General features: G+C 71.3%; 18 protein-coding genes and 1 riboswitch. Of the genes, 7 read left to right on the top strand and 11 right to left on the bottom strand.

The window, feature by feature from the left end:
- Positions 1 to 62: 62 nt before the first annotated feature.
- From MTF69_RS28570 to MTF69_RS28550, 5 genes are read right to left on the bottom strand one after another with little or no spacing between them, the layout of a single operon-like run.
- Positions 63 to 614, bottom strand: a complete 552-nt coding sequence (locus tag MTF69_RS28570; RefSeq protein WP_243339030.1) for a GAF domain-containing protein — start codon at positions 612 to 614, stop codon at positions 63 to 65.
- The gene (locus tag MTF69_RS28565; RefSeq protein ID WP_243339029.1) at positions 532 to 1,233 is read right to left on the bottom strand and encodes an ATP/GTP-binding protein; all 702 of its coding nucleotides are present in this window, start codon (positions 1,231 to 1,233) and stop codon (positions 532 to 534) included. Before MTF69_RS28565 ends, MTF69_RS28570 begins: the two co-directional genes overlap by 83 nt.
- Positions 1,211 to 1,630, bottom strand: a complete 420-nt coding sequence (locus tag MTF69_RS28560; RefSeq protein ID WP_243339028.1) for a DUF742 domain-containing protein — start codon at positions 1,628 to 1,630, stop codon at positions 1,211 to 1,213. Before MTF69_RS28560 ends, MTF69_RS28565 begins: the two co-directional genes overlap by 23 nt.
- Entirely contained in the window at positions 1,627 to 2,070 is a 444-nt protein-coding gene (locus MTF69_RS28555; RefSeq protein ID WP_243339027.1) for a roadblock/LC7 domain-containing protein, read from the bottom strand. The genes MTF69_RS28560 and MTF69_RS28555 overlap by 4 nt, the downstream gene beginning before the upstream one ends.
- 38 nt (positions 2,071 to 2,108) lie before the next feature.
- A complete protein-coding gene (locus tag MTF69_RS28550) occupies positions 2,109 to 3,824 on the bottom strand; it encodes an ATP-binding protein (RefSeq protein ID WP_243339026.1) in 1,716 nt (571 codons plus the stop codon).
- A gap of 529 nt (positions 3,825 to 4,353) precedes the next feature.
- Between MTF69_RS28550 and MTF69_RS28545 the strand changes: the two genes are divergently transcribed.
- On the top strand, positions 4,354 to 5,427 hold the full coding sequence (locus tag MTF69_RS28545) for a hypothetical protein (RefSeq protein WP_243339025.1): 1,074 nt from the start codon (positions 4,354 to 4,356) through the stop codon (positions 5,425 to 5,427).
- A 105-nt stretch (positions 5,428 to 5,532) separates the two neighbouring features.
- Entirely contained in the window at positions 5,533 to 6,672 is a 1,140-nt protein-coding gene (locus MTF69_RS28540) for a hypothetical protein (RefSeq protein WP_243339024.1), read from the top strand.
- A gap of 79 nt (positions 6,673 to 6,751) precedes the next feature.
- Here the strand turns inward: MTF69_RS28540 and MTF69_RS28535 are convergent, their stop codons facing one another.
- Both MTF69_RS28535 and MTF69_RS28530 read right to left on the bottom strand, forming a co-directional pair.
- On the bottom strand, positions 6,752 to 7,951 hold the full coding sequence (locus MTF69_RS28535) for an MBL fold metallo-hydrolase (RefSeq protein WP_243339023.1): 1,200 nt from the start codon (positions 7,949 to 7,951) through the stop codon (positions 6,752 to 6,754).
- A gap of 134 nt (positions 7,952 to 8,085) precedes the next feature.
- On the bottom strand, positions 8,086 to 8,970 hold the full coding sequence (locus MTF69_RS28530; protein WP_243339022.1) for an SGNH/GDSL hydrolase family protein: 885 nt from the start codon (positions 8,968 to 8,970) through the stop codon (positions 8,086 to 8,088).
- Between the two features lie 247 nt (positions 8,971 to 9,217).
- Between MTF69_RS28530 and MTF69_RS28525 the strand changes: the two genes are divergently transcribed.
- Positions 9,218 to 10,342 (top strand): PP2C family protein-serine/threonine phosphatase, encoded by a 1,125-nt coding sequence (locus MTF69_RS28525; protein WP_243339021.1) that lies wholly within the window; start codon positions 9,218 to 9,220, stop codon positions 10,340 to 10,342.
- Positions 10,343 to 10,345: 3 nt separating this feature from the next.
- Here the strand turns inward: MTF69_RS28525 and MTF69_RS28520 are convergent, their stop codons facing one another.
- Positions 10,346 to 11,092, bottom strand: coding sequence for a class I SAM-dependent methyltransferase (locus tag MTF69_RS28520; RefSeq protein WP_243339020.1), 747 nt, complete (start codon positions 11,090 to 11,092; stop codon positions 10,346 to 10,348).
- 41 nt (positions 11,093 to 11,133) lie between these two features.
- Positions 11,134 to 11,646: an MBL fold metallo-hydrolase gene (locus MTF69_RS28515; protein WP_243339019.1), complete on the bottom strand. Its 513-nt coding sequence runs from the start codon at positions 11,644 to 11,646 to the stop codon at positions 11,134 to 11,136.
- 426 nt (positions 11,647 to 12,072) lie between these two features.
- On the opposite strand from MTF69_RS28515, the gene MTF69_RS28510 reads away from it, so the two are divergent.
- The 3 genes from MTF69_RS28510 to MTF69_RS28500 all read left to right on the top strand — a co-directional run bounded on the left by MTF69_RS28510 (position 12,073) and on the right by MTF69_RS28500 (position 14,218).
- Positions 12,073 to 13,407 (top strand): M20/M25/M40 family metallo-hydrolase, encoded by a 1,335-nt coding sequence (locus MTF69_RS28510; RefSeq protein ID WP_243339018.1) that lies wholly within the window; start codon positions 12,073 to 12,075, stop codon positions 13,405 to 13,407.
- 47 nt (positions 13,408 to 13,454) lie between these two features.
- Positions 13,455 to 13,592 carry a hypothetical protein gene (locus MTF69_RS28505; protein ID WP_243339017.1) on the top strand — a complete coding sequence of 46 codons (138 nt, stop codon included), beginning with the start codon at positions 13,455 to 13,457 and terminating at the stop codon, positions 13,590 to 13,592.
- Positions 13,593 to 13,726: 134 nt separating this feature from the next.
- Positions 13,727 to 14,218: a hypothetical protein gene (locus MTF69_RS28500; protein WP_243339016.1), complete on the top strand. Its 492-nt coding sequence runs from the start codon at positions 13,727 to 13,729 to the stop codon at positions 14,216 to 14,218.
- 151 nt (positions 14,219 to 14,369) lie between these two features.
- Here MTF69_RS28500 and MTF69_RS28495 read toward each other — a convergent pair whose 3' ends face one another.
- Positions 14,370 to 15,524: a winged helix DNA-binding domain-containing protein gene (locus MTF69_RS28495; protein WP_243339015.1), complete on the bottom strand. Its 1,155-nt coding sequence runs from the start codon at positions 15,522 to 15,524 to the stop codon at positions 14,370 to 14,372.
- A gap of 66 nt (positions 15,525 to 15,590) precedes the next feature.
- Positions 15,591 to 16,622: a LysM peptidoglycan-binding domain-containing M23 family metallopeptidase gene (locus MTF69_RS28490; RefSeq protein WP_243339014.1), complete on the bottom strand. Its 1,032-nt coding sequence runs from the start codon at positions 16,620 to 16,622 to the stop codon at positions 15,591 to 15,593.
- A 4-nt stretch (positions 16,623 to 16,626) separates the two neighbouring features.
- A riboswitch (cyclic di-AMP (ydaO/yuaA leader) is annotated at positions 16,627 to 16,822 on the bottom strand.
- A 324-nt stretch (positions 16,823 to 17,146) separates the two neighbouring features.
- Here MTF69_RS28490 and MTF69_RS28485 point away from each other — a divergent pair.
- Positions 17,147 to 17,977, top strand: coding sequence for a tyrosine-protein phosphatase (locus tag MTF69_RS28485; RefSeq protein WP_374324115.1), 831 nt, complete (start codon positions 17,147 to 17,149; stop codon positions 17,975 to 17,977).
- Positions 17,978 to 18,014: the final 37 nt, after the last annotated feature.

Below are 18,014 nucleotides of genomic sequence, written 5' to 3'. Positions count from 1 at the left end.
CCCGACTCCTCTCCGGACACGGATGGTGCCTCGTCTCCGACCGTAGCCCCGGGCACTGACATTCACCCGCGGGCCGCGCGGTCCTCCCGTTCGTGCAGCAGCTCGACCAGCTCCGCCGCCAGCGCCTTCACCTTCCCGAGCCCCGCCAGGCCCCACCGCCTCGGCACCACGTCCACCGCGCACACCGTCCCCAGCACGATCCCGCGCCGGTCGGTCAGCGGCGCGCCCGCGTAGGAGCGCACCCCGCTCTCGTCCACGACGGCGTTGCCCGCGAAGCGCGCGAAGTCCCGTACGTCCTCCAGCACCAGCGCGCGCCGCCGTACCACCACGTGCGGGCAGTACCCGTGGTCCCGGGGCAGCGCCCGCGCCGGATAGCCGCTGGCCGGGGCCTCGGCCGCGTGGTGCAGGCCGGCGAAGAACTGGCGTTCCTCGCTGATGAAGTTGATGCCCGTGTACGGCGCCGCGAGCTCGTCGGCGACCCGCCGCGCGAACGCGTCCAGCTCACCGTCCGCCCGCTCCCCCAGCCCCAGTTCACGCAGTCTCAGCACGCGCGCGGGTGCCTCCCGGTCCACCGGTGTGAGCAGCAGGTGTCCGGTCGATTCGTAGTAGGTCATGCTGTCTCCCCCACGTCGTCGGGTACGTCGTACGCGTCCGGTGCGACGCGTCGAGCAAGTGGTGGACCAGGGCTGCCAGCACCCCCGTCGCGGAGCTCGGCAGGCGTGCGTCGCAGCGCACGACGGGCACGTCCGGGCCGAGCCCCATGGCGTCGCGCACCTCGCCGGCGGTGTAGCCGTGCCCGCCGTCGAACTCGTTGACGGCGACGACGAAGCCGATCCCCCGCCGCTCGAAGAAGTCCACGGCGGGGAAGCAGTCGGCGAGGCGGCGCGTGTCGGCGAGCACCACCGCCCCCAGCGCGCCCGCGCACAGCTCCTCCCAGAGGAACCAGAAGCGCTGCTGGCCGGGGGTGCCGAAGAGGTAGAGCACGTGCCGCTCGTCCAGGGTGATCCGGCCGAAGTCCAGCGCCACGGTCGTGGTCGTCTTCGCCTCGACCCCGTCCAGCGGGTCGGCGGCTTCGCTCAGCCCGCTCAGCAGTTCCTCGGTGCTCAGCGGCTCGATCTCGCTGACCGCGCCCACGAAGGTGGTCTTGCCCGCCCCGAACCCGCCCGCGACCAGGATCTTCAAGGTCGCGGAGGATCCGCGGGAGGTCTGGTCAGAGTCGTTTGCGCAGGCCATCGAGCACCGCCCGGAGCAGGGACTGATCGTCGTCGGCGAAGGAGCCGCCGGTCGGGAAGCAGGGCGCCCGTACCGTCACGGCCCCGTGTTCCATCAGGTCGCCGAGGACGACCTTGACCACCACCGCGGGCAGCCTCAGGTGTCCCGCCACCTCGGCGACGGTGACCGCGGCCGAGCCCGCGCACAGCCGGAGCGCGAGGGCGTGCTCGGCGCCGAGCGGCGCACGCGGGCGCACTCCGGTCGCCGTCACCAGCGACAGCAGGTCGAGGGCGACGGACGGTCGCGTCCGCCCGCCGCTCGCGGTGTACGGCCGGATGACCCGGCCCGCCGAATCGTCCAGCCACGGCGCATCGCGCGGTCCCCCCGGTGCAGTTGCCCCCCTCGCACGGGCCCTCATCGCTCCGCGTCGGCGGCGGGCCGCCTCGGCGGGGCCGCCAGGTACGGGCGGACGCTCTTGACCAGCATGGCCATCTCGTAGCCGAGCACGCCCGCGTCGGCCTCCCGGTCGGCCAGTACGGCCAGGCAGGTGCCGGATCCGGCCGCCGAGACGAAGACGAGGGCGGTGTCGAGCTCGACCACCACCTGCCGGACCTCGGCGCCCTCCGCGAACCGGGACCCGGCGCTGCGGCCCAGCGCGTACAGCCCGGAGGCGAGGGCCGCCAGGTGGTCGGCGCTGTCGGCGTCGAGTCCGTGCACGCAGGTGACGAGCCCGTCGGCGGTCAGCAGGACCGCGCTGCGCGTGTACGGCACCCGCTGGACCAGGCCGCTGAGCAGCCAGTCGAGGTCCGAGAGCCGCGTGGTCGTCGTACTGATCGTGGTCGCCACTTCGCCGCCCATGGGGGTGCGCTCCTTCGCTGTCGGGTGAAAGGCCGGGGTCACGTCTGGTGCTCCGACTGGGCGAGGCCGAAGCCCCGTTGGAAGGCGGCCATCAGGCCGGGATCGTGCACGGGCCGCTCCGCGCCCTCGGAGCCGCCCGGCCGGGGTACGGGGGCCTCGCGCAGCTGGGGCACGAGGTGTTCCTGGGCCCGCCTGCGGGGCAGCGGGGGGCGTTCTCCGCCGTCCCGGGCGGCGGGCACGGGCAGCGGTGGCGCGGGCGGCGCCTGCACGGCCGCCGGCGGCGCCGCGCCCGTGGAGGCCATCAGCGTGGCCGCCGCCGTCACCGCCGGATCCGCACCCGCCGGTTCCGCACCCGCCGGTTCCGCACCCGCGGGGCCCGTACGAGGCACCCTGCCCGGTGCGGCGGCGTCCCGGCCCGGCACCACCGGTGGGGCGCCGGAGGGCTCCGGCGCGGGCAGGGGCACCCGTACCGGCTCCAGCCGTGCCGCGCCCGTCCCCTCGCCGGTCCCCCAGGATGTGGCCCGGGAGCCGCCCAGGGCGTCGGCGGCGCTCGGCGCCTCGGCCCCCAGCAGCTCCTGGGGCAGGACCAGTACGGCGAGCACGCCACCGTAGATGTTCGACTTGAGCTCGACGGCGATCCCGTGCCTGCGGGCCAGTGCCGAGACGACGAACAGGCCGATCCGCCCGTCGGCCAGCAGCTGCCGGACGCTGATCTGGTCGGGGTCGCCGAGCAGGGCGTTCATCCGGTGCGCTTCCTCGGGCGGCATGCCGAGGCCCCGGTCCTCCACCTCGACCGCGATCCCGGCCGTGACCCGCTCCGCGCGCACCACGACGTCGGTGTCGGGGGCGGAGAACACGGTGGCGTTCTCGACGAGTTCGGCCAGCAGGTGCACGACGTCGGCGACGGCGTGGCCGCGTACGGAACCGCCCGCGGGGGGCACCACCTTGACCCGGGTGTACTGCTCGACCTCCGCGACCGAGGAGCGCAGTACCTCGCTCAGGTCGACGGGCCGGGTCCACTGACGGCGCGAGGCGGCTCCGCCGAGCACCGCGAGGTTCTCCGCGTGGCGCCGGATCCGGGTGGCGAGGTGGTCGACGTGGAAGAGCTCCTTGAGCAGGTCCGGGTCCTCGACCGTGTCCTCCAGGTCGTCCAGCAGCGAGATCTCGCGGTGCACGAGGGACTGGAGGCGGCGCGCGAGGTTGACGAAGACCTCGACCTTGCGGTCGCTGTCGGAGGGCGCGACGGGGCCGCCGAGGCGCACCAGGGTCGCGTGGGCCTGTTCGCGGGCGCCGCGCAGTTCCTGGGAGAGCAGCCAGAACTCGTCGATTCCCGCGGTCTCGGCGCCGAAGGACGGCGCGGCTGGCCCGCCGCGCACCGGGCGCGCGGGCAGCTCGCCGCGCTCCAGCCGGTCGGCGGTGGTGTGCAGCTCCTGGCGGCCCCGGACGCTGGAGCGGCGCAGCGCCTCGCAGCGGTCGCGCACGGTCTTGGCCGCGCGCTGGGCCCCGAGCAGGGCGGCTGCGAGCGCGCCGGCGAAGAGGAGGGCGCAACCGCTGAGGACCGGCCACAGCCGGGGGTCGCGGGCGCCCGCGCCCCCGCCGAGCTGGAGCGCGAAGATCACCGCGGCGGCGCCGCTGAGCCCGGCGGCGAGCGTGGGCAGCAGGGCGGCGCGGATCAGCTGGGGCCGTATCTGCCGGCCGGGACCGGTGACGGCATGTCTCGACGGGGAGTGGCGGGCGGCGCGGAGTCCGGACATCGTCGTCCTCGGTATGTGGGGCCCGGCCCCCGGGCTTCCCGGGATCCGGTGTTGATCACCGGATACCCACGCTAGACCGCACGCTCGGCCCCAGGACGGCCAGTTGGGGAACTTCGCCCCGGTGCTTCCCGCTCCCGATGGAGCGCTCGCACGACAGCCCGAATGCGCCGGGAGCGCGCACTCCCCGGCGCCCCGCGGGCACGCGCCGTCTCCCGGAGCCCTCGCCCGCCCCTCATCCCTCTCCTGCCCCACCGAGTGTGGCCCGACTACCGGAGAGTCACTTACTCAGTCGCGGCAGATGCAGCCTAAATCAACGAATTACCTGTGTAGATGCGATGCCAGAGGACTGCTAGAGTCCGCATGCGCCGCTCACGAAAGAGCGGCGGAATGGCCGGTTCGTACCCCTGGCCTGCCCCTGAGCGGCGTACATCCGCGAGGCAGGCAGCCGTTGTGATGCCGTGACAGCTCCGCACCGACGACGCCCGTGCGCACCGGCTTAGCCAATCGCCTATCAGATGGGGACATCCACATGACCGCAGGACGTCTGCGCCGCTTCGCCACGGGCAGGGCGCTGCTCCTGGGCGCCGTACTGGCCCTGGCCGTACCGGGAACCTCCTACGCCAACACGGTGGGCGTGACCGTGAAGACGCCCGGGGCCACCAGCGGGCCCTCCGCCTCCAGCTCCGAGATATCCACCCACGCGGACTGTTCGAGCGGCCTGATCTCCGGCGGCGGGATCAACCAGGCCCTCGGCACCGGGGCGGTGAACGGCAACCACGTCAACGGCACCTCGCCCAGCTCCGACGGCAGCACCGAGTACCTCGGCTCCACCGGGGTCGTCGGAACCGACGTGACGCACTGGCTCGGCATCGGCGGAAGCGGGGGCCAGGTGAACGCCGGCTTCTCCAGCACCCCCTACGCGATGTGCTTCACCAGCAACCTGATCAACCACACCCAGGTCGTTATGAACAAGGTCAGCGCGCCCACCACCGGCTCGACGGTGGGCCTCGTCACGGCGACCTGCCCGGCCAACACCCGCCTGCTCGGCGGCGGGGCGCGCACCACCCCCGGCAACACCGGCTCCTTCAAGCCGATCGCCAGCTTCCCCACCTTCAACAACTCCGCCCACAGCTACGGCGCGAAGGCCGCGGCCGACGGGGAGACCAACCCCGACTCCTGGTCCGCCGTCGGGTGGGACAACAACAACAACGCCGCCAACCAGACCTTCGCCTACGCGATCTGCAGCGGGAACGGCATCAACGTCAGCGGTGTCAACGTGAAGGTCCGCTTCAGCGAGGTGAGCGGCCCGACCACCGGCAGCACGGGCCTGAAGGCCACGGTCACCTGCGGTGGCGGGGACGGGAAGCTGGTCAGCGGGGGCGCCGCCATCAGCGGGGGCAACGTCACCACCACCAACTTCACCGGACCGGCCTCGGGCGGCGACCACCTCAACGGCAGCTACCCCAGCGACTCCAGCGCCAATCCCGTGAGTGACGGGGCCACCACGGCGGCGTCCTGGACGGCCTTCACCCACACCGGTGGAGCGTCCTCACCGAACACCAAGACCGACGTCTGGGCGCTCTGTGCCGACGACGGCGTCTGAGTCACCGGCGCCACCACCCGTTCCACCCGCACAACGCCGCATCCGAACGACGACCGCTCTCATGCCACGTCCGCCGCGCGTTGACACCAGAAAGACAGACAACCGATGAACAAGAAGTCCCTGCGCCGTTCCACCCTGGCGAAGGCGCTGATCCCCGGCGCCCTGATCGCCCTGGCGGTCCCGGAAATCGCCTACGCCGACGTCGCGGGCGTCACCGTGACGGTCCCCGAAGCCACCATGGGCCCCGCGACCACCTTCACCGGTGTCTCGTCCCGCGCCGAATGCGCCGACGGACTCGTCTCCGGCGGCGGGGTCAACCAGACGATCGGCACCGAAAGCACGCGCAACGGCAACCACGTGCTGGGCATGGCTCCCAGCCCCGACGGCCTCACCGAGTACACCGAGTCGCCCGGGGTGGTCGGCACCGATGTCAGGCACTGGCTCGCGTTCGGCGGCAGCGGGGGGAACGCCAGCCCCGCCTTCTCCACCACTGCGTACGCGGTCTGCCTCTCCACCCCGCGGATCAGGCACACCCAGGTCGTCATGAACCAGAAGGCCGGGCCCACCGCCCCGCAATCGTCCGAGGTAGTCGTGGCGAGCTGTCCTGCCGGCACGATGCTGCTCGGCGGCGGTGTGCGGAACACTCCCGCCAGCGTCGGCAGCCTCAAGCCGATCGGCAGCTTCCCCACCTTCAACGACGCCGCGCACGACTTCGGCCGGAAGCCCGCTGCCGAAGGTGAGGTCAACCCCGACTCCTGGACCGCGGTCGGGGGGATCGGCGGCGGACACGGCAACAACAACAACACGACGTTCGCCTACGCGATCTGCACCGGTGACCGCGTCAACGTCAGCGGCATGACCACCAAGGTCCGCTTCCGCGAGGTGACCGGCCCGACGGGACCCGGTACCGGCCAGACGGCGACCGTCGGCTGCGCCGACGACAACGGACAGGACCGGCGCGGGCGCGGCCGTCACGGAGAACAGGGTGACAAGAGCCTCCTGATCAGCGGCGGTGCCGCCGCCAGCGGAGGCAACGTGACGACGAAGGGCTTCACCAAGGCCGGCTCGGGCGGAACCCACTTGAACGGAAGCTTCCCCAGCGACTCCGACGGCAACCCGGTCGGCAACGGATCCACCACGGCCGCGTCCTGGACGGCCAACATCCACGCCGGGGGATCGCCCTCTCCGGACACCTACACCGACGTCTGGGCGCTGTGCCTGGACGTGCGCGGCCACAAGCGGTAGCTCCCACGGCGACGCCCCCGGCACCAGCACGGAGCGGGACCTCCTCACCCAGGCGGTCCCGCTCCCTCACGTTCCGGGCCTACGAGCCCACCGCCTCCGGCTCCTCGCGGGTCACGGCCGCCGGCCGCACGGCCGCGACGGGGCGGACTGCCGTGACCGGCGGGGGCGAGCCCGCGGCCACGAAGGGCCGCCACCACGGCGCGCTCGGCGCGTCGGGCGCACCCGGCTCGAAGGGCTGCCCCGGGACCGGCAGGGCGATCGCCGCCCCGGCCCCCGCCGCGGCGGTCACCGTGCCTTCCCCGGGCTCGTCCCACGGGTGCGGGGCCAGGTTGAAGGTGCCCCAGTGGATCGGCAGCATCGTCCCGTGCGGGACGCCGCCCTGGAGGTCGAGGTGGGCGCGTACGCCCTCCTCGGGCGTCATGTGGATGTCCTGCCAGAACTCCGAGTACGCCCCGATCTGGATCATCGTGGCGTCGAAGGGCCCGTGCGCCGCGCCGATCTCCTTGAAGCCGGGGAAGTAGCCGGTGTCCCCGCTGTGGTAGATCCGGTGCTCGTCGCCCTCGACGACCCAGGACGCCCACAGGGTGAACTGCTGGTTGCGCAGGCCGCGGCCGCAGAAGTGCTGGGCCGGGGTGGCGGTGAGCGAGAGTCCGGCGACCTTGGTGGTCTCGTTCCAGTCGAGCTCGCGCAGCCGGTCGGCCGGGACTCCCCAGCGCTCCAGGTGCGCGCCCACGCCCAGCGGGACGGCGAAGACCGTGTCCGTACCGGCCAGGGCCTTGATGGTCGGCAGGTCGAGGTGGTCGTAGTGGTCGTGCGAGATCACCACCACGTCCACCTCGCCGAGCGAGGCCAGCGGTACGGGCACCGGGTGCAGGCGCTTGGGCCCGGCGAAGGGGAAGGGGGAGCACCGCTCGCCCCAGACCGGGTCGAAGAGGACCCGGCGCCCGTCGATCTCGGCGAGCACGCTGGAGTGGCCCATCCAGGTCAGCCGCAGGCCGCTGACCGGCGGCTTCGACAGCTCCGCGAGGGTCGTCGGGTAGACCGGGATGGGCGCGCCGGGGCTACGCCGGAGTCGCTGCTCCTTGTGGAAGTAGATCTTGGCGAACTCCGCCATGGACCCGGAGGGTCTGGTACGGGTCCCGGCCGGGTTCTGGAACACTCCGTCGGCGAAGTTCGGCGAACGCCGGATCCGCTCCAGCCGGGCACCGGACGGGTCCGCGCCGAAGGCTTCGGGCCGCAGTGCACGCAGCCGTGGACGCAAGGGACGGGAGCCGGTCAAGGCGCCTCCAGTGTGGGGGTGCGGGCAGGGCGTTCTCATGATTACCACCATCCCAACGCGTGACACTCCCCAAGGATTCCGCTACGCACCTGCGAACGCGCCCGGCTCCCTCCCCGCCCTCCCCCACACTGTCCCTACAGCGGCAGCAGATCCGGCCGCTTCGCCTCCACGTGGTCCCCGGACGACTCCCCGCGCAGCCGCCGGCCGATCCACGGCACCAGGTGCTCGCGCGCCCAGTGGATGTTGTCGCGGGTGGTGTCCACCGATCCGCGCGGGCGCATCGGCGGCCAGGGCTGGTCCGGGTCGGCCGGCGTGTCGAGGCCGAGCACCTGGGCGGCGCGCAGGGCGACCCGGGTGTGCCCCTCGGGCGAGAGGTGCAGCCGGTCGTCGTCCCAGGCCCGCCGGTCCTGTACGGACTTCAGCGACCAGAGGTCGAGTACGGGGCACTCGTACCGGTCGGCGATCGACCGGACGTGCGCGCTGAACGTCGCGATCTTGCCCCGCATGTGCTTCAGGACCGGCACGTCGCGCGTGTCGAAGCCGGTGGTGATCACGACCAGGCCGACGGATCCGGCGAGGTCGCGCACGGCCGCCTCGTACCGCTGCGCCACGTCGTCCGGATCGCTGCCGGGCCGGATGATGTCGTTGCCGCCCGCACAGAAGGTCACCAGGTCCGGTGCGAGCTCCTTGGCCCGGGGGACCTGCTCGGCCACGATCTGGTCCAGCAGCCGGCCCCGTACGGCCAGGTTCGCGTAGCGGAAGCCGCCGGAACCGGCGTACTCGCCGGAGTCACTGGAGTCGCCGGAGTCGCCGGAGTCGCCGGATTCCTCGTGCCCCTCCTCGCGCCGGTCGGCCAGGAGGACGGCCAGCCGGTCCGCCCAGCCGAGGAAGGTGTCCCCCGGTCCCGGGTCCCCCACGCCCTCGGTGAAGCTGTCCCCGAGCGCCGCGTACGAGCCAATGGTCTTGGTCTTGGATGTCGTCGTCGCTGCCACGGGAGCCCATACTTCACCGCGGATCATGACCTACGCGACCGTAGCCAGGGCCTTACGGACCGTGATCTTCACCACCCTCCCGGGGGGAATAGGACAGGAGGGGCGGGAGCTCTTCACATGACCCGTCACACCGACGATTTGCGCGGCATGCACAGGGCGGCATGCACAGGGAGAAAGCAGTCGGGAGGCCGTAACGGCTTCCGCGAGGCAGGCTGGTCCCATGGGGTCACATCCTCGCCCGCCCGCTCGGCCAGGACCGTTCCATCGAACGGGAGTGGGCGGTCACGGCGCGCTCCTGTTCACACTGGCCCAGTGTGCGCCCTTCGCGATCGCGCTGGGCGTGCTGGGCATCGAGCTCTCGCCCGCACACGATCTGGTCACCGGTCCCGTCCTGACCACGACGCCGGCGCTGGCCGCGCTGACGATGGGCCCCGTGGGCACGCTGTCCGCGGCAGCCCTCGCCGCGAGTGTGAACGCGACCTCCGCGACCTACAACCAGTCGTGGGGAACCCAGACCCAGCTGATCATCGGCAACTTCTTGGGGATCATCGTGGTGTCCGTGGCCAGTGTCACCCTGAGTAAGGCCGTCCGCGCGCGCCGGCAGAGCGAACTCGACCAGGTCCGCCGGATCGCAGTGGCGGCTCAGGAGGTCGTCCTGCGACCCGTCCCCGAGCTCCTGGGCCCGGTGCGGGCAGCCAGCATGTGCCTCGCGGCCGGGACAGGCGCACTGGTGGGCGGAGATCTGTACGAGGCCGTACAGACGCGCTACGGCGTCCGGCTGATCGTGGGGGACGTCCGGGGGAAAGGGCTGTCCGCCATACGCGCGGTCGCGGTGGCATTGGGCGCGTTCCGGGAGGCTGTGCACTACGAGGACGAACTGCAGGAGGTCATGAACCATTGCGCGGCCGCGCTGCGGCGAGAAGCCGCCGTACCGGGCACCTACTCGCAGGCAGAACTTCCCGAAGTCCTCCTGGAGGGATTCACCACCGCGCTCATCGCCCAGGTGCCGGACGAACAGGTGGTGGACCTGGTCAACCGCGGCCATCCGCCTCCTCTGGCCCTGCACCAGGGCAAAGTTCAGGCCCTGCTGCCCGCCTCGCCCATGCCGCCGCTCGGTCTCGAAGACCTCGTCAACGGCCCTCCCGCCACACCCGAGAGCTACCCGTTCCTGCCCGGCGACCGGCTGCTGCTCTACACCGACGGCGTCATCGAAGCCCGCAACCGCGCCAACGACTTCTTCCCTCTGGCGCAGGCCATGGAGCAGATACCCGCGGACACTTCCCCACAGGAGTTCCTGGACGAGCTGCACGAGGCACTGATCCGCCATACCGAGGGCCTCTTGACGGACGACGTGGCGATGATCCTCATCGATCGACGACGTCCATCGTCGATCACCTGACCTTCAACTTCGCGCTTGTGCTTCGATCAAGAACCGGTGATCGTGCGCGGTGAATCCGCCCGTGATCCTGATGTGCTGATCGAGTTGACGCAGAGCGCGTTCGTGCTCGGACGCCTCGAATCCGGGGAACTGCCAGGGGATGGCCCGCAGTTGGAAGATCACTGCTCCGATGTCCCGGAAGGTGTAGGGGCTCATCTCCTCTCGCGCCGTGGTCACGTGAAGACCGGCGCCTTCCAGCGCCTGTACGGCGACGGCCAGGGTCCAGCTGTCGGAATCGACCGGTGAGGAGATCCCGAGGGTTTCGTTCAGCTCCAGCTGGTTGCGGCTGCCCACCTGCTGAGTGAGGAGCCGACCGCCCGGCGCGAGTGCGGCGCGGATGCCTGCCGCATCCAGCAATCCGTGCCGGTTGAAGATCAGGTCGAAGTGTCCGGGGGGCAGGTTCGAGCCCGCCGCCCGGTGGACCTCCACTCCCAGCGGGGAGAGGCGCTGCCGGGCCAGTGGGAGGTTGGGCGCCCAGTTTTCGGTGGCCACGGTACGCGGCGGCAACGGAGCGAGCGAGGACAGGAGTTCACCACCGCCGGTGTCGATGTCCAGGAGGCTTCGAGCACGCGGGAGCAGGGCACGGGCGTGCTGCCCGTAATCCCAGGAAGGGCCCTCACCGTCCGCCCGACCCTTCAGCCAACTGAAGTCCCAGCCCGTCATGCTGGCCTGCCGGGCTTCCTTGACGCGCGTCTCGAAGTCGTTGGGCACGCCGGCTCCACGCCCACCGGGGGCGCGTACGGATTCTCGGCTCACGGTTGCCTTTCTGCCGGGTCCAGGAGGAACGGCTGCCGGAAGTCCACGCCTCGGCGCCGGTGGTCCGCGACGAACCGCACGGCCCCGTCGCCGCCGCGCCGGAGGAGGCCGGCCGTGGGGGCGGGGAAGTGCGTGCCGATGACGAGCGTTCCGGTGTCCGCGTACCGTGTGACGAATGCCCGTCGGGTCGCCGCGGCCACCGTGGCGTCGGCGTCGGCGAGGCTGGGTACGTCGGGTTCGATGAACTGCACGGGGTGGTGTACCAGGTCGCCGGTGATCACCGCGCGTTCCTCCCCGGATTCCACCACGCCGGCGACCTGACCGGGGGTGTGCCCGGGAGCGGCTTCCAGGCGCACGCCGTCGCACACCTGATGGTCGGTTGCGACGAGGTCGACGAGACCCTCGCCGATGAGCGGCCACATCGTGTCCTCGAGACCGACGCCGGTTTCGCCGGACGCACCGAGATCACGAAGGAGCCGTCCGCCCTGCTGTAATCGGGACCGGGCCACGGATACCTCTTCAGGAGCGCGGTGTCGTCCGTCCGCAAGGCCACCGTGGGGGAAACGGTCACTTCCGCCTCCAGCACCTTGCGAATCGTCGTCGTACCGATGCGCCACAGCGCCATTCGAGCCTCCGGTTCGATCGCTGATCGAACTATATTGACGCTCGCAAGAATTACGCAATAGATAGAGAGCCCTCGACGCTTGCGCGCCGCCGTCACCCCGTTGGCGCCCCCCTCTTCCCGTCCTTACCCCCGTCCCTCCACGGCGTGAGCACGTCGTGCGAGCAGTTAGGCGTGCTGTGACAAGTGAGACCCCGAGCCTTCCCCATGCCCACTTCGAACAGGCCGCGGACCGTGATCCACAGGCCCCCGCGACGGAACCCTCGGAGGGTGGCGTACAGGGCAGTGGCGTGCCCGGCGGGGAAGAGGAGTGATGGCGCCCTTCGAGCTGCCCTTCGAGTGGGCCGATGAGGAGGAGCATCTGGTCGGCCACCTCTCGAACCTCGTACGCCTGGACACCTCCAACCCTCCCGGGAACGAGATTGCGGTCGCCCGGTACCTCTCCCGGGAACTGCACCGCTGCGGGATCCGGCACACCGTGCTGGAGTCCGAGCCGGGGCGGGCCAACGTGGTCGCCCGGCTGCCGGGCTCGGGCGACGAGCCGCCGCTGATGCTGCTCGGGCACGCGGACGTGGTGGGCGCCCAGGCCGAGAACTGGAGCCGGCCCCCCTTCTCGGGTGAAGTGGCGGACGGCCGCGTCTGGGGCCGGGGCTCGCTGGACATGAAGGGGCAGATCGCAGCGAGCCTGCTCATCATGCAACTGCTGGCAGCGCACCGGGTGCCGCTGCGCCGTGACGTACTGATGATCGTCACGGCCGACGAGGAAGCGGGGAGCAGACTGGGGGCCTACTGGCTGTGGGAGCACCACCGGTCGCTCGTGGAGGCGGAGGTGGCGTTCAACGAGGGCGGCGGACAGCGCTTCCTCACACCCGGTGGCCCCGTCTACACGGTGCAGGTCGCGGAGAAGGGCAGCGCCAGGATGCGGATCACCGCGACTGGCGAAGGCGGCCACGCTTCCCTCCCCCGTCCTGATGCGGCGGTCTTCAGCCTGGCCGAAGCCCTGGTGCGGCTCCGGGACTTCGCGGCCCCGTCGATTCTGCAGCCCACCTCACGCCGGATGCTCCACACACTGGCGGAACTTCACCCGGGCGACGTGGGAGAGGGAATCCGACGCCTGGCGGAGGAGCCGACCTGGGAAGGCGCCCGCAGCCTGCCCATCGACCCCCTCCTGCGTGAGTTCGTCGTCGCCGGGCTGCACAACACGGCGACCCCGACCCTGCTGTCCGGCGGGCGGCGCCTGAACGTCGTACCGACCGAGGCATCCGTCGTCCTCGACGGGCGTCTGCTGCCCGGCGAACGCCCCGAGGAATGGGCAGCCCAGGTGCAGGAGGCGGTAGGCGGCGGAGTCGAAGTCAGCCTGCTCCAGGGGCGCGTGAGTGCTGGGGTGCATGACGATCCAGAACTCCTGGGCGTGCTGGACCTTGTGGTGGCGGGCCAGGAGGCCGGCGCGCGCGTCCTTCCGTACATCAACTCCGCTTCCACGGACGCCCGTGCGTTCCCTGAAACGAAGGTCATCGGATTCTTCCCGTCGGCGAGCGACACCGACATCATGCGGTTGATCCATGGAGTCGACGAGCATGCCCGGGTGAGCGACGTGGTGTTCGGCGGGAAATGCCTGCTCGACGCCGTCGTCAGACTCGCCACCTGAGCATGCGGCGCAGGAGGAGACCCTTCCGATCTCCGCGGCACGCCGCCGTGGGAGTGTGGAAGAAGAACAGCCACACCTGGTCAGCGGCCCAGAACCTGTTCGTGCACATGCTCAACTACCGCCGGTCCGGCTACGTCAACCGGTCGTACAATCTTCGTCCTGGAGACGTCCTGTTCTTCAGCTGAAAGAAGGACAACGGTGTGTACAACCACGCGGCGGTCGTGACCGGCAACAATCATCCGATCGTCGAGGTCGGCGCGCTTCGGCCGAGGTCTCGTTGAGGCCGGGACCGGCCTTGCGGGCCGTGGCCTTCTCCGCGATGGCAGTCGGCATGCTGACCGCCTGCTCCTCGGCCTACGATGCCGAAGACGTGGCGTATGCCGGTGACTACGGCAGCCACGTGCCGCTCGCCGTGGTCGGATACCCGTCCACGGGATCCTTGGGCATCACCCAGCAGGTGGTGTGGCGCATCGCCGACGGCAAGGTCGGCGAGCTGGCGTCGCTGGTGGCCGACAAGGAGGACAAGGGCGTCCCCGAGAAGACTGCCGAGAACTGGATCGCGGCATTCGGCAAGGGAGCCCGGGGCAAGGTGACCGCGGAGTTCTACGACGAGGGCTCGCTGCGACAGGAGGTCGTGCTCTATCTGCACGAGACCGGCCAGATCAAGCAGATCCAGGTCCGGGCCACCAGTGTGGACGGCAAGGACGTCTGGCGCGTGACCATGGATGAGCCTGCCGCCGAGGAGGCCACCGCCGTGCACCCGTGGGTCCCGAAGAAGCCCGGCGAACTCGGTTCGAAGACCGCACGGTGAGCTGATCCGGACCCGTCCTGGAACGGGGCCGGCTGGTCTACACCCGCCCGCAGTCCGTGACCGTCGTTTTCCACAGGTCAGAGCCTTTCTTCTGACCTGCGCGGGTGGGGCGGGTGGGACCGGGACCCCCCTCCGGTCCCGGCCCCACGGCTCAGACGAGCAGCCGGGTCTCGGCGGTCGGCAGTTTGCTCCACCAGTGGCCGTACCGCCGGTAGACCTCCGGTTCGCGGTCGGCCAGGAAGGCCGTCAGCGCCCGGGCCTCGTCGGCGAGCGCCTCCCAGACCTCCTCCCGGAGGGGATGGAAGGCGGTCGCCTCGATCCCGCCGCCGGCGCCGGCCGGGCGCCACACCCCCGCGACGTGGCCGTCGACCAGCAGGGTCGCCAGGGTGTCGCCGTTCATCCGCGCGACGAGCTTTCGGTACTGCGGCGGAACGACGCGGCTCCGGTCGGCGTACGCGAGCAGCACGCTGTCCCACATGGCCATCAGACGGGGCGGCGCCGGCGTGTCCTCCTGCGGACGCGGTGCGCCCTGGACGTCGAACAGCTCCTCGCCGTCCGGCCCCACCAGCCGGTCGAGCCTCCCGGCGAGCTCCAGCGCCCGCAGCGCCCGGCGGACCCTGGCCCGCTGGACCAGGGAGAACTGCGCCACGTCCGCCGCCGACGCCGGCCCGAACCCCTCCAGGTAGCGCAGGACCAGCGTCCGCAGGGATTCCTCCGCCGCCTCCGGGTCCGCCGGTACCGTGCGCGGCGGGCGCGGGGGCGATACGTACGACGGACGCTCCCCGAACGACCACGGCGCGGCGGTGGGCGCGTGCAGCAGCGGCGCGTACTGCCTCAGCCCCCACCACGCTCCGGGCTGCGGCGCCGCGCCCAGCCGGTGTCCGAGCCAGGCCTCGCACTCCGCCGTCGTACGGGGCCGGTCGGCGAAGTCCAGCAGCTCCGGCACCAGGACGTCGGCGTCCTCGGCCGTCAGCCCGGAGTCCGTGAAGCGGGTCCCGAGCCTTGCGGCCCGTACGGACGGCTGCACGGCCTCCCGGAAGGGCGGGTAGTCCTGCGCGTGAACGGCGTGCAGGGTCAGCCGCATCAAGGTCGACTTGACGACCTCGCGCCCCGTGAAGGCGGCGTCGAGGTCCGCCGGGTCGAAGCCGGAGAGCCGGTTCCACAGCGCGAGGTACGGCGAGGCCGCGTGCTGCGCCTGCAGGGCGACCACCCGGCGCACCGCGTCACCGACGCCCATCACCTCGCGCCGCAGCAGCAACTGCCGTGCGAGCGTGGAGCGGTTGAGCTCCCCTGAGCTGACCTTCATGCCACGACCGTCCCGTCCCCTGTCGAAACGGGCAGCCTAACCGGCACCTGCGACAGCGCCTCGGATTCAGATGCTGACGCCCTTCGACCGGAGGTAGGCCAGCGGGTCGATGTCCGAGCCGTACGAGGGCCCGGTGCGGATCTCGAAGTGCAGGTGCGGGCCGGTCGAGTTGCCCGTGGAACCGGAGAGGCCGATGGTCTGTCCGCCGGTGACGCTCTGGCCGGAGGAGACGGACAGCTGGGAGAGGTGCGCGTACTGGCTGTACCTGCCGTCGGCGTGCTGGATGACGACCTCGTTGCCGTACGCGCCGCTCCAGCCGGCGGAGACCACGGTTCCGGCGCCGACCGCCTTGACGGTGGTGCCGGTGCTCGCGGCGAAGTCGACACCGGTGTGGTAGCCGCTGGACCACATGGAGCCGGCGGTCTTGTACGCGGTGGAGGTGCCGCCACCGACCGGGGCGAAGAAGCCGGTCGACGTGGAGCCGCCCTGCTGCTGCTTGGCGGGCGCCTTGGCGGCGGGCGCCTTCGCGGCGGGCGCGGCGGCCTCGTCGGAGGAATCCGATGAACCGCCATAAGTGGAAGAACCAGAAGAAGCGGAAGAAGCAGAAGAAGCAGAAGAAGCGGACTTCTTGGCCGGCTTCCGCGTTTCGGTCGGCGCGGACTCGGCCGACGCGGCCGGAGCCGAGCCCTTCGCGCCGAGCGTGAGCTTGAGCCCCGGGTGGATCAGCGACGGGTCGGTGCCGACGGCCTCGAGGTTGTCCGCGTAGAGCTGCTCCCAGCCACCGGCGAGGTGCCGGCTCTCGGCGATCTTGGAGAGGTAGTCGCCCGGCACCACGGTGTAGACGGTGGGAGCGGCCTGCGCGGCGGCGGGCGCGGCCTGGAGCGCGGCCCCGGCCTGCAAAGCCACGGCCTGCGGAGCCATGGCCTGCGGAGCCTGGACCGGAGCGGCGGCCGGAGCGGCGGCCGGGACGCCCGCGGCATGGGCGCCGGTGGCGCCGAGCAGCGGAAGCGCGAGGGCCGCGCCACCGGTGCCCGCGACGGCGAACCCGCGGGATATCGAGCGGGACTTGGGACGGCGGTGCTTACCCGTTCCGGACATGTCGAATTCCTCTCCGACGCCTGCGAGGTGAGCTGTCGGGTTCGGACTGGAGATGTCCGGCCGCTCCTGTGCCGGTGAACAGCACATGTACGGCTTCACCCCGAGCTGTCCCGTTGTAAAGATCTCAACCGGAGATCCGGAACAGCGGCTTACCTGGTTCCCCCGCTCCTGCCACGCGCGTGAATAGTCGGGTGCGGTTTCCGGTCGGCGGCAGGATTAGGCGGTCCGTCCGGATCGATCGCGAACGTAATCGAGCCCGGCCGTACGGAACAAGTCATAAATTCCCCAACAGAATCTTGAAGATGACGGGCTGCCGGAATTCCGGTCACCCTCCGTCCATTCCCCACCTTCAACAACCGCCCCAGCAAGGCAATTCGCCATTCGCGATCAGCCACTCACCGTCACCGTATGATCTGGCTCACGGGGGCATGTCCGATCTCGCCTCTCGCTATGGCAAGTTGCCCGCAAGTGGCGTAATTCGGACACGCGCGACGACGACCGCACGGACGACACGGAGGAGCCCTGTGACCCAGCAGATACCCCAGAGCCCGCACACCGATCCGGCGGCGCCGGTGGCGCCGGCGCCGACCCTGACCGGAGTGCGCAACTTCCGCGACGTGGGCGGCTTGCCGACCGCGGACGGCCGAAGGGTCAAGTCGGGACGACTGTTCCGAAGCGGACATCTGGCGCATGCCACCGAAACCGACGCGGAGTTCCTCGCCTCGCTCGGTCTGCACACCGTCTTCGACTTCCGCAACGGCGCCGACCACGCGCTGGAGGGTGCGGACGTGGAGCTGCCCGGGGTGCTCAACGTCAACATTCCGCTGTCGGATCCGGCCGACGGCCGGGAGTTCTGGAAGATGGTCCGCGAAGGGGACCTGGCACAGCTCCGCGAGATCCTGGGCGAGGGCAAGGCCGCCGCGCGGATGTCCCGTTCGTACCGGACGATGATCCGGACCCGAACCGCCGAGCACAGCCGGGTGGTGCACGCGCTCGCCGAGGACAGCGTCCCGGCGCTCATGCACTGCGCCGCCGGGAAGGACCGGGCCGGCCTGTCGATCGCCGTCACCCTGCTCGCGCTGGGCGTCGGGCGGGAGGCGATCCTCGCGGACTACCTGGAGTCGAACGCCCCCCACAACCGCTACCGGGTCCGCCGTGGCAGCGACTCTCCCGAGGCCCGCGCCCCCGAGGTGATGGAGCTGCTCGCCCCGCTCTTCGACGCCCGCGCCCCGTATCTGACCACGGCCTTCGACGCCATCGACGAGGAGTGGGGCGGCGTGGAGCGTTACCTCGCCGAGGGCCTCGGGCTGACGCCCGAGACCCTCGACAGGCTCCGCGACCGGCTGCTGGACTGACGCCCCACGAGGTGGGCCGTCGCCCGCCGAGCCGCCG

The organism is Streptomyces sp. AP-93 (assembly GCF_022808175.1).
Lineage (GTDB): Bacteria > Actinomycetota > Actinomycetes > Streptomycetales > Streptomycetaceae > Streptomyces.
This window is presented reverse-complemented; position numbering and strand designations above follow the sequence as displayed.

Excerpts from the sequence above, each read along its gene's own strand:
- MTF69_RS28555 (WP_243339027.1), bottom strand. The coding sequence starts at position 2,070 with ATGGGCGGCGAAGTGGCGACCACGATCAGTACGACGACCACGCGGCTC.
- MTF69_RS28530 (WP_243339022.1), bottom strand. The coding sequence starts at position 8,970 with ATGATCCGCGGTGAAGTATGGGCTCCCGTGGCAGCGACGACGACATCC.
- MTF69_RS28570 (WP_243339030.1), bottom strand. The coding sequence starts at position 614 with ATGACCTACTACGAATCGACCGGACACCTGCTGCTCACACCGGTGGAC.
- MTF69_RS28490 (WP_243339014.1), bottom strand. The coding sequence starts at position 16,622 with ATGTCCGGAACGGGTAAGCACCGCCGTCCCAAGTCCCGCTCGATATCC.
- MTF69_RS28495 (WP_243339015.1), bottom strand. The coding sequence starts at position 15,524 with ATGAAGGTCAGCTCAGGGGAGCTCAACCGCTCCACGCTCGCACGGCAG.
- MTF69_RS28550 (WP_243339026.1), bottom strand. The coding sequence starts at position 3,824 with ATGTCCGGACTCCGCGCCGCCCGCCACTCCCCGTCGAGACATGCCGTC.
- MTF69_RS28500 (WP_243339016.1), top strand. The coding sequence starts at position 13,727 with ATGGCAGTCGGCATGCTGACCGCCTGCTCCTCGGCCTACGATGCCGAA.
- MTF69_RS28545 (WP_243339025.1), top strand. The coding sequence starts at position 4,354 with ATGACCGCAGGACGTCTGCGCCGCTTCGCCACGGGCAGGGCGCTGCTC.
- MTF69_RS28560 (WP_243339028.1), bottom strand. The coding sequence starts at position 1,630 with ATGAGGGCCCGTGCGAGGGGGGCAACTGCACCGGGGGGACCGCGCGAT.
- MTF69_RS28565 (WP_243339029.1), bottom strand. The coding sequence starts at position 1,233 with ATGGCCTGCGCAAACGACTCTGACCAGACCTCCCGCGGATCCTCCGCG.
- MTF69_RS28510 (WP_243339018.1), top strand. The coding sequence starts at position 12,073 with ATGGCGCCCTTCGAGCTGCCCTTCGAGTGGGCCGATGAGGAGGAGCAT.
- MTF69_RS28540 (WP_243339024.1), top strand. The coding sequence starts at position 5,533 with ATGAACAAGAAGTCCCTGCGCCGTTCCACCCTGGCGAAGGCGCTGATC.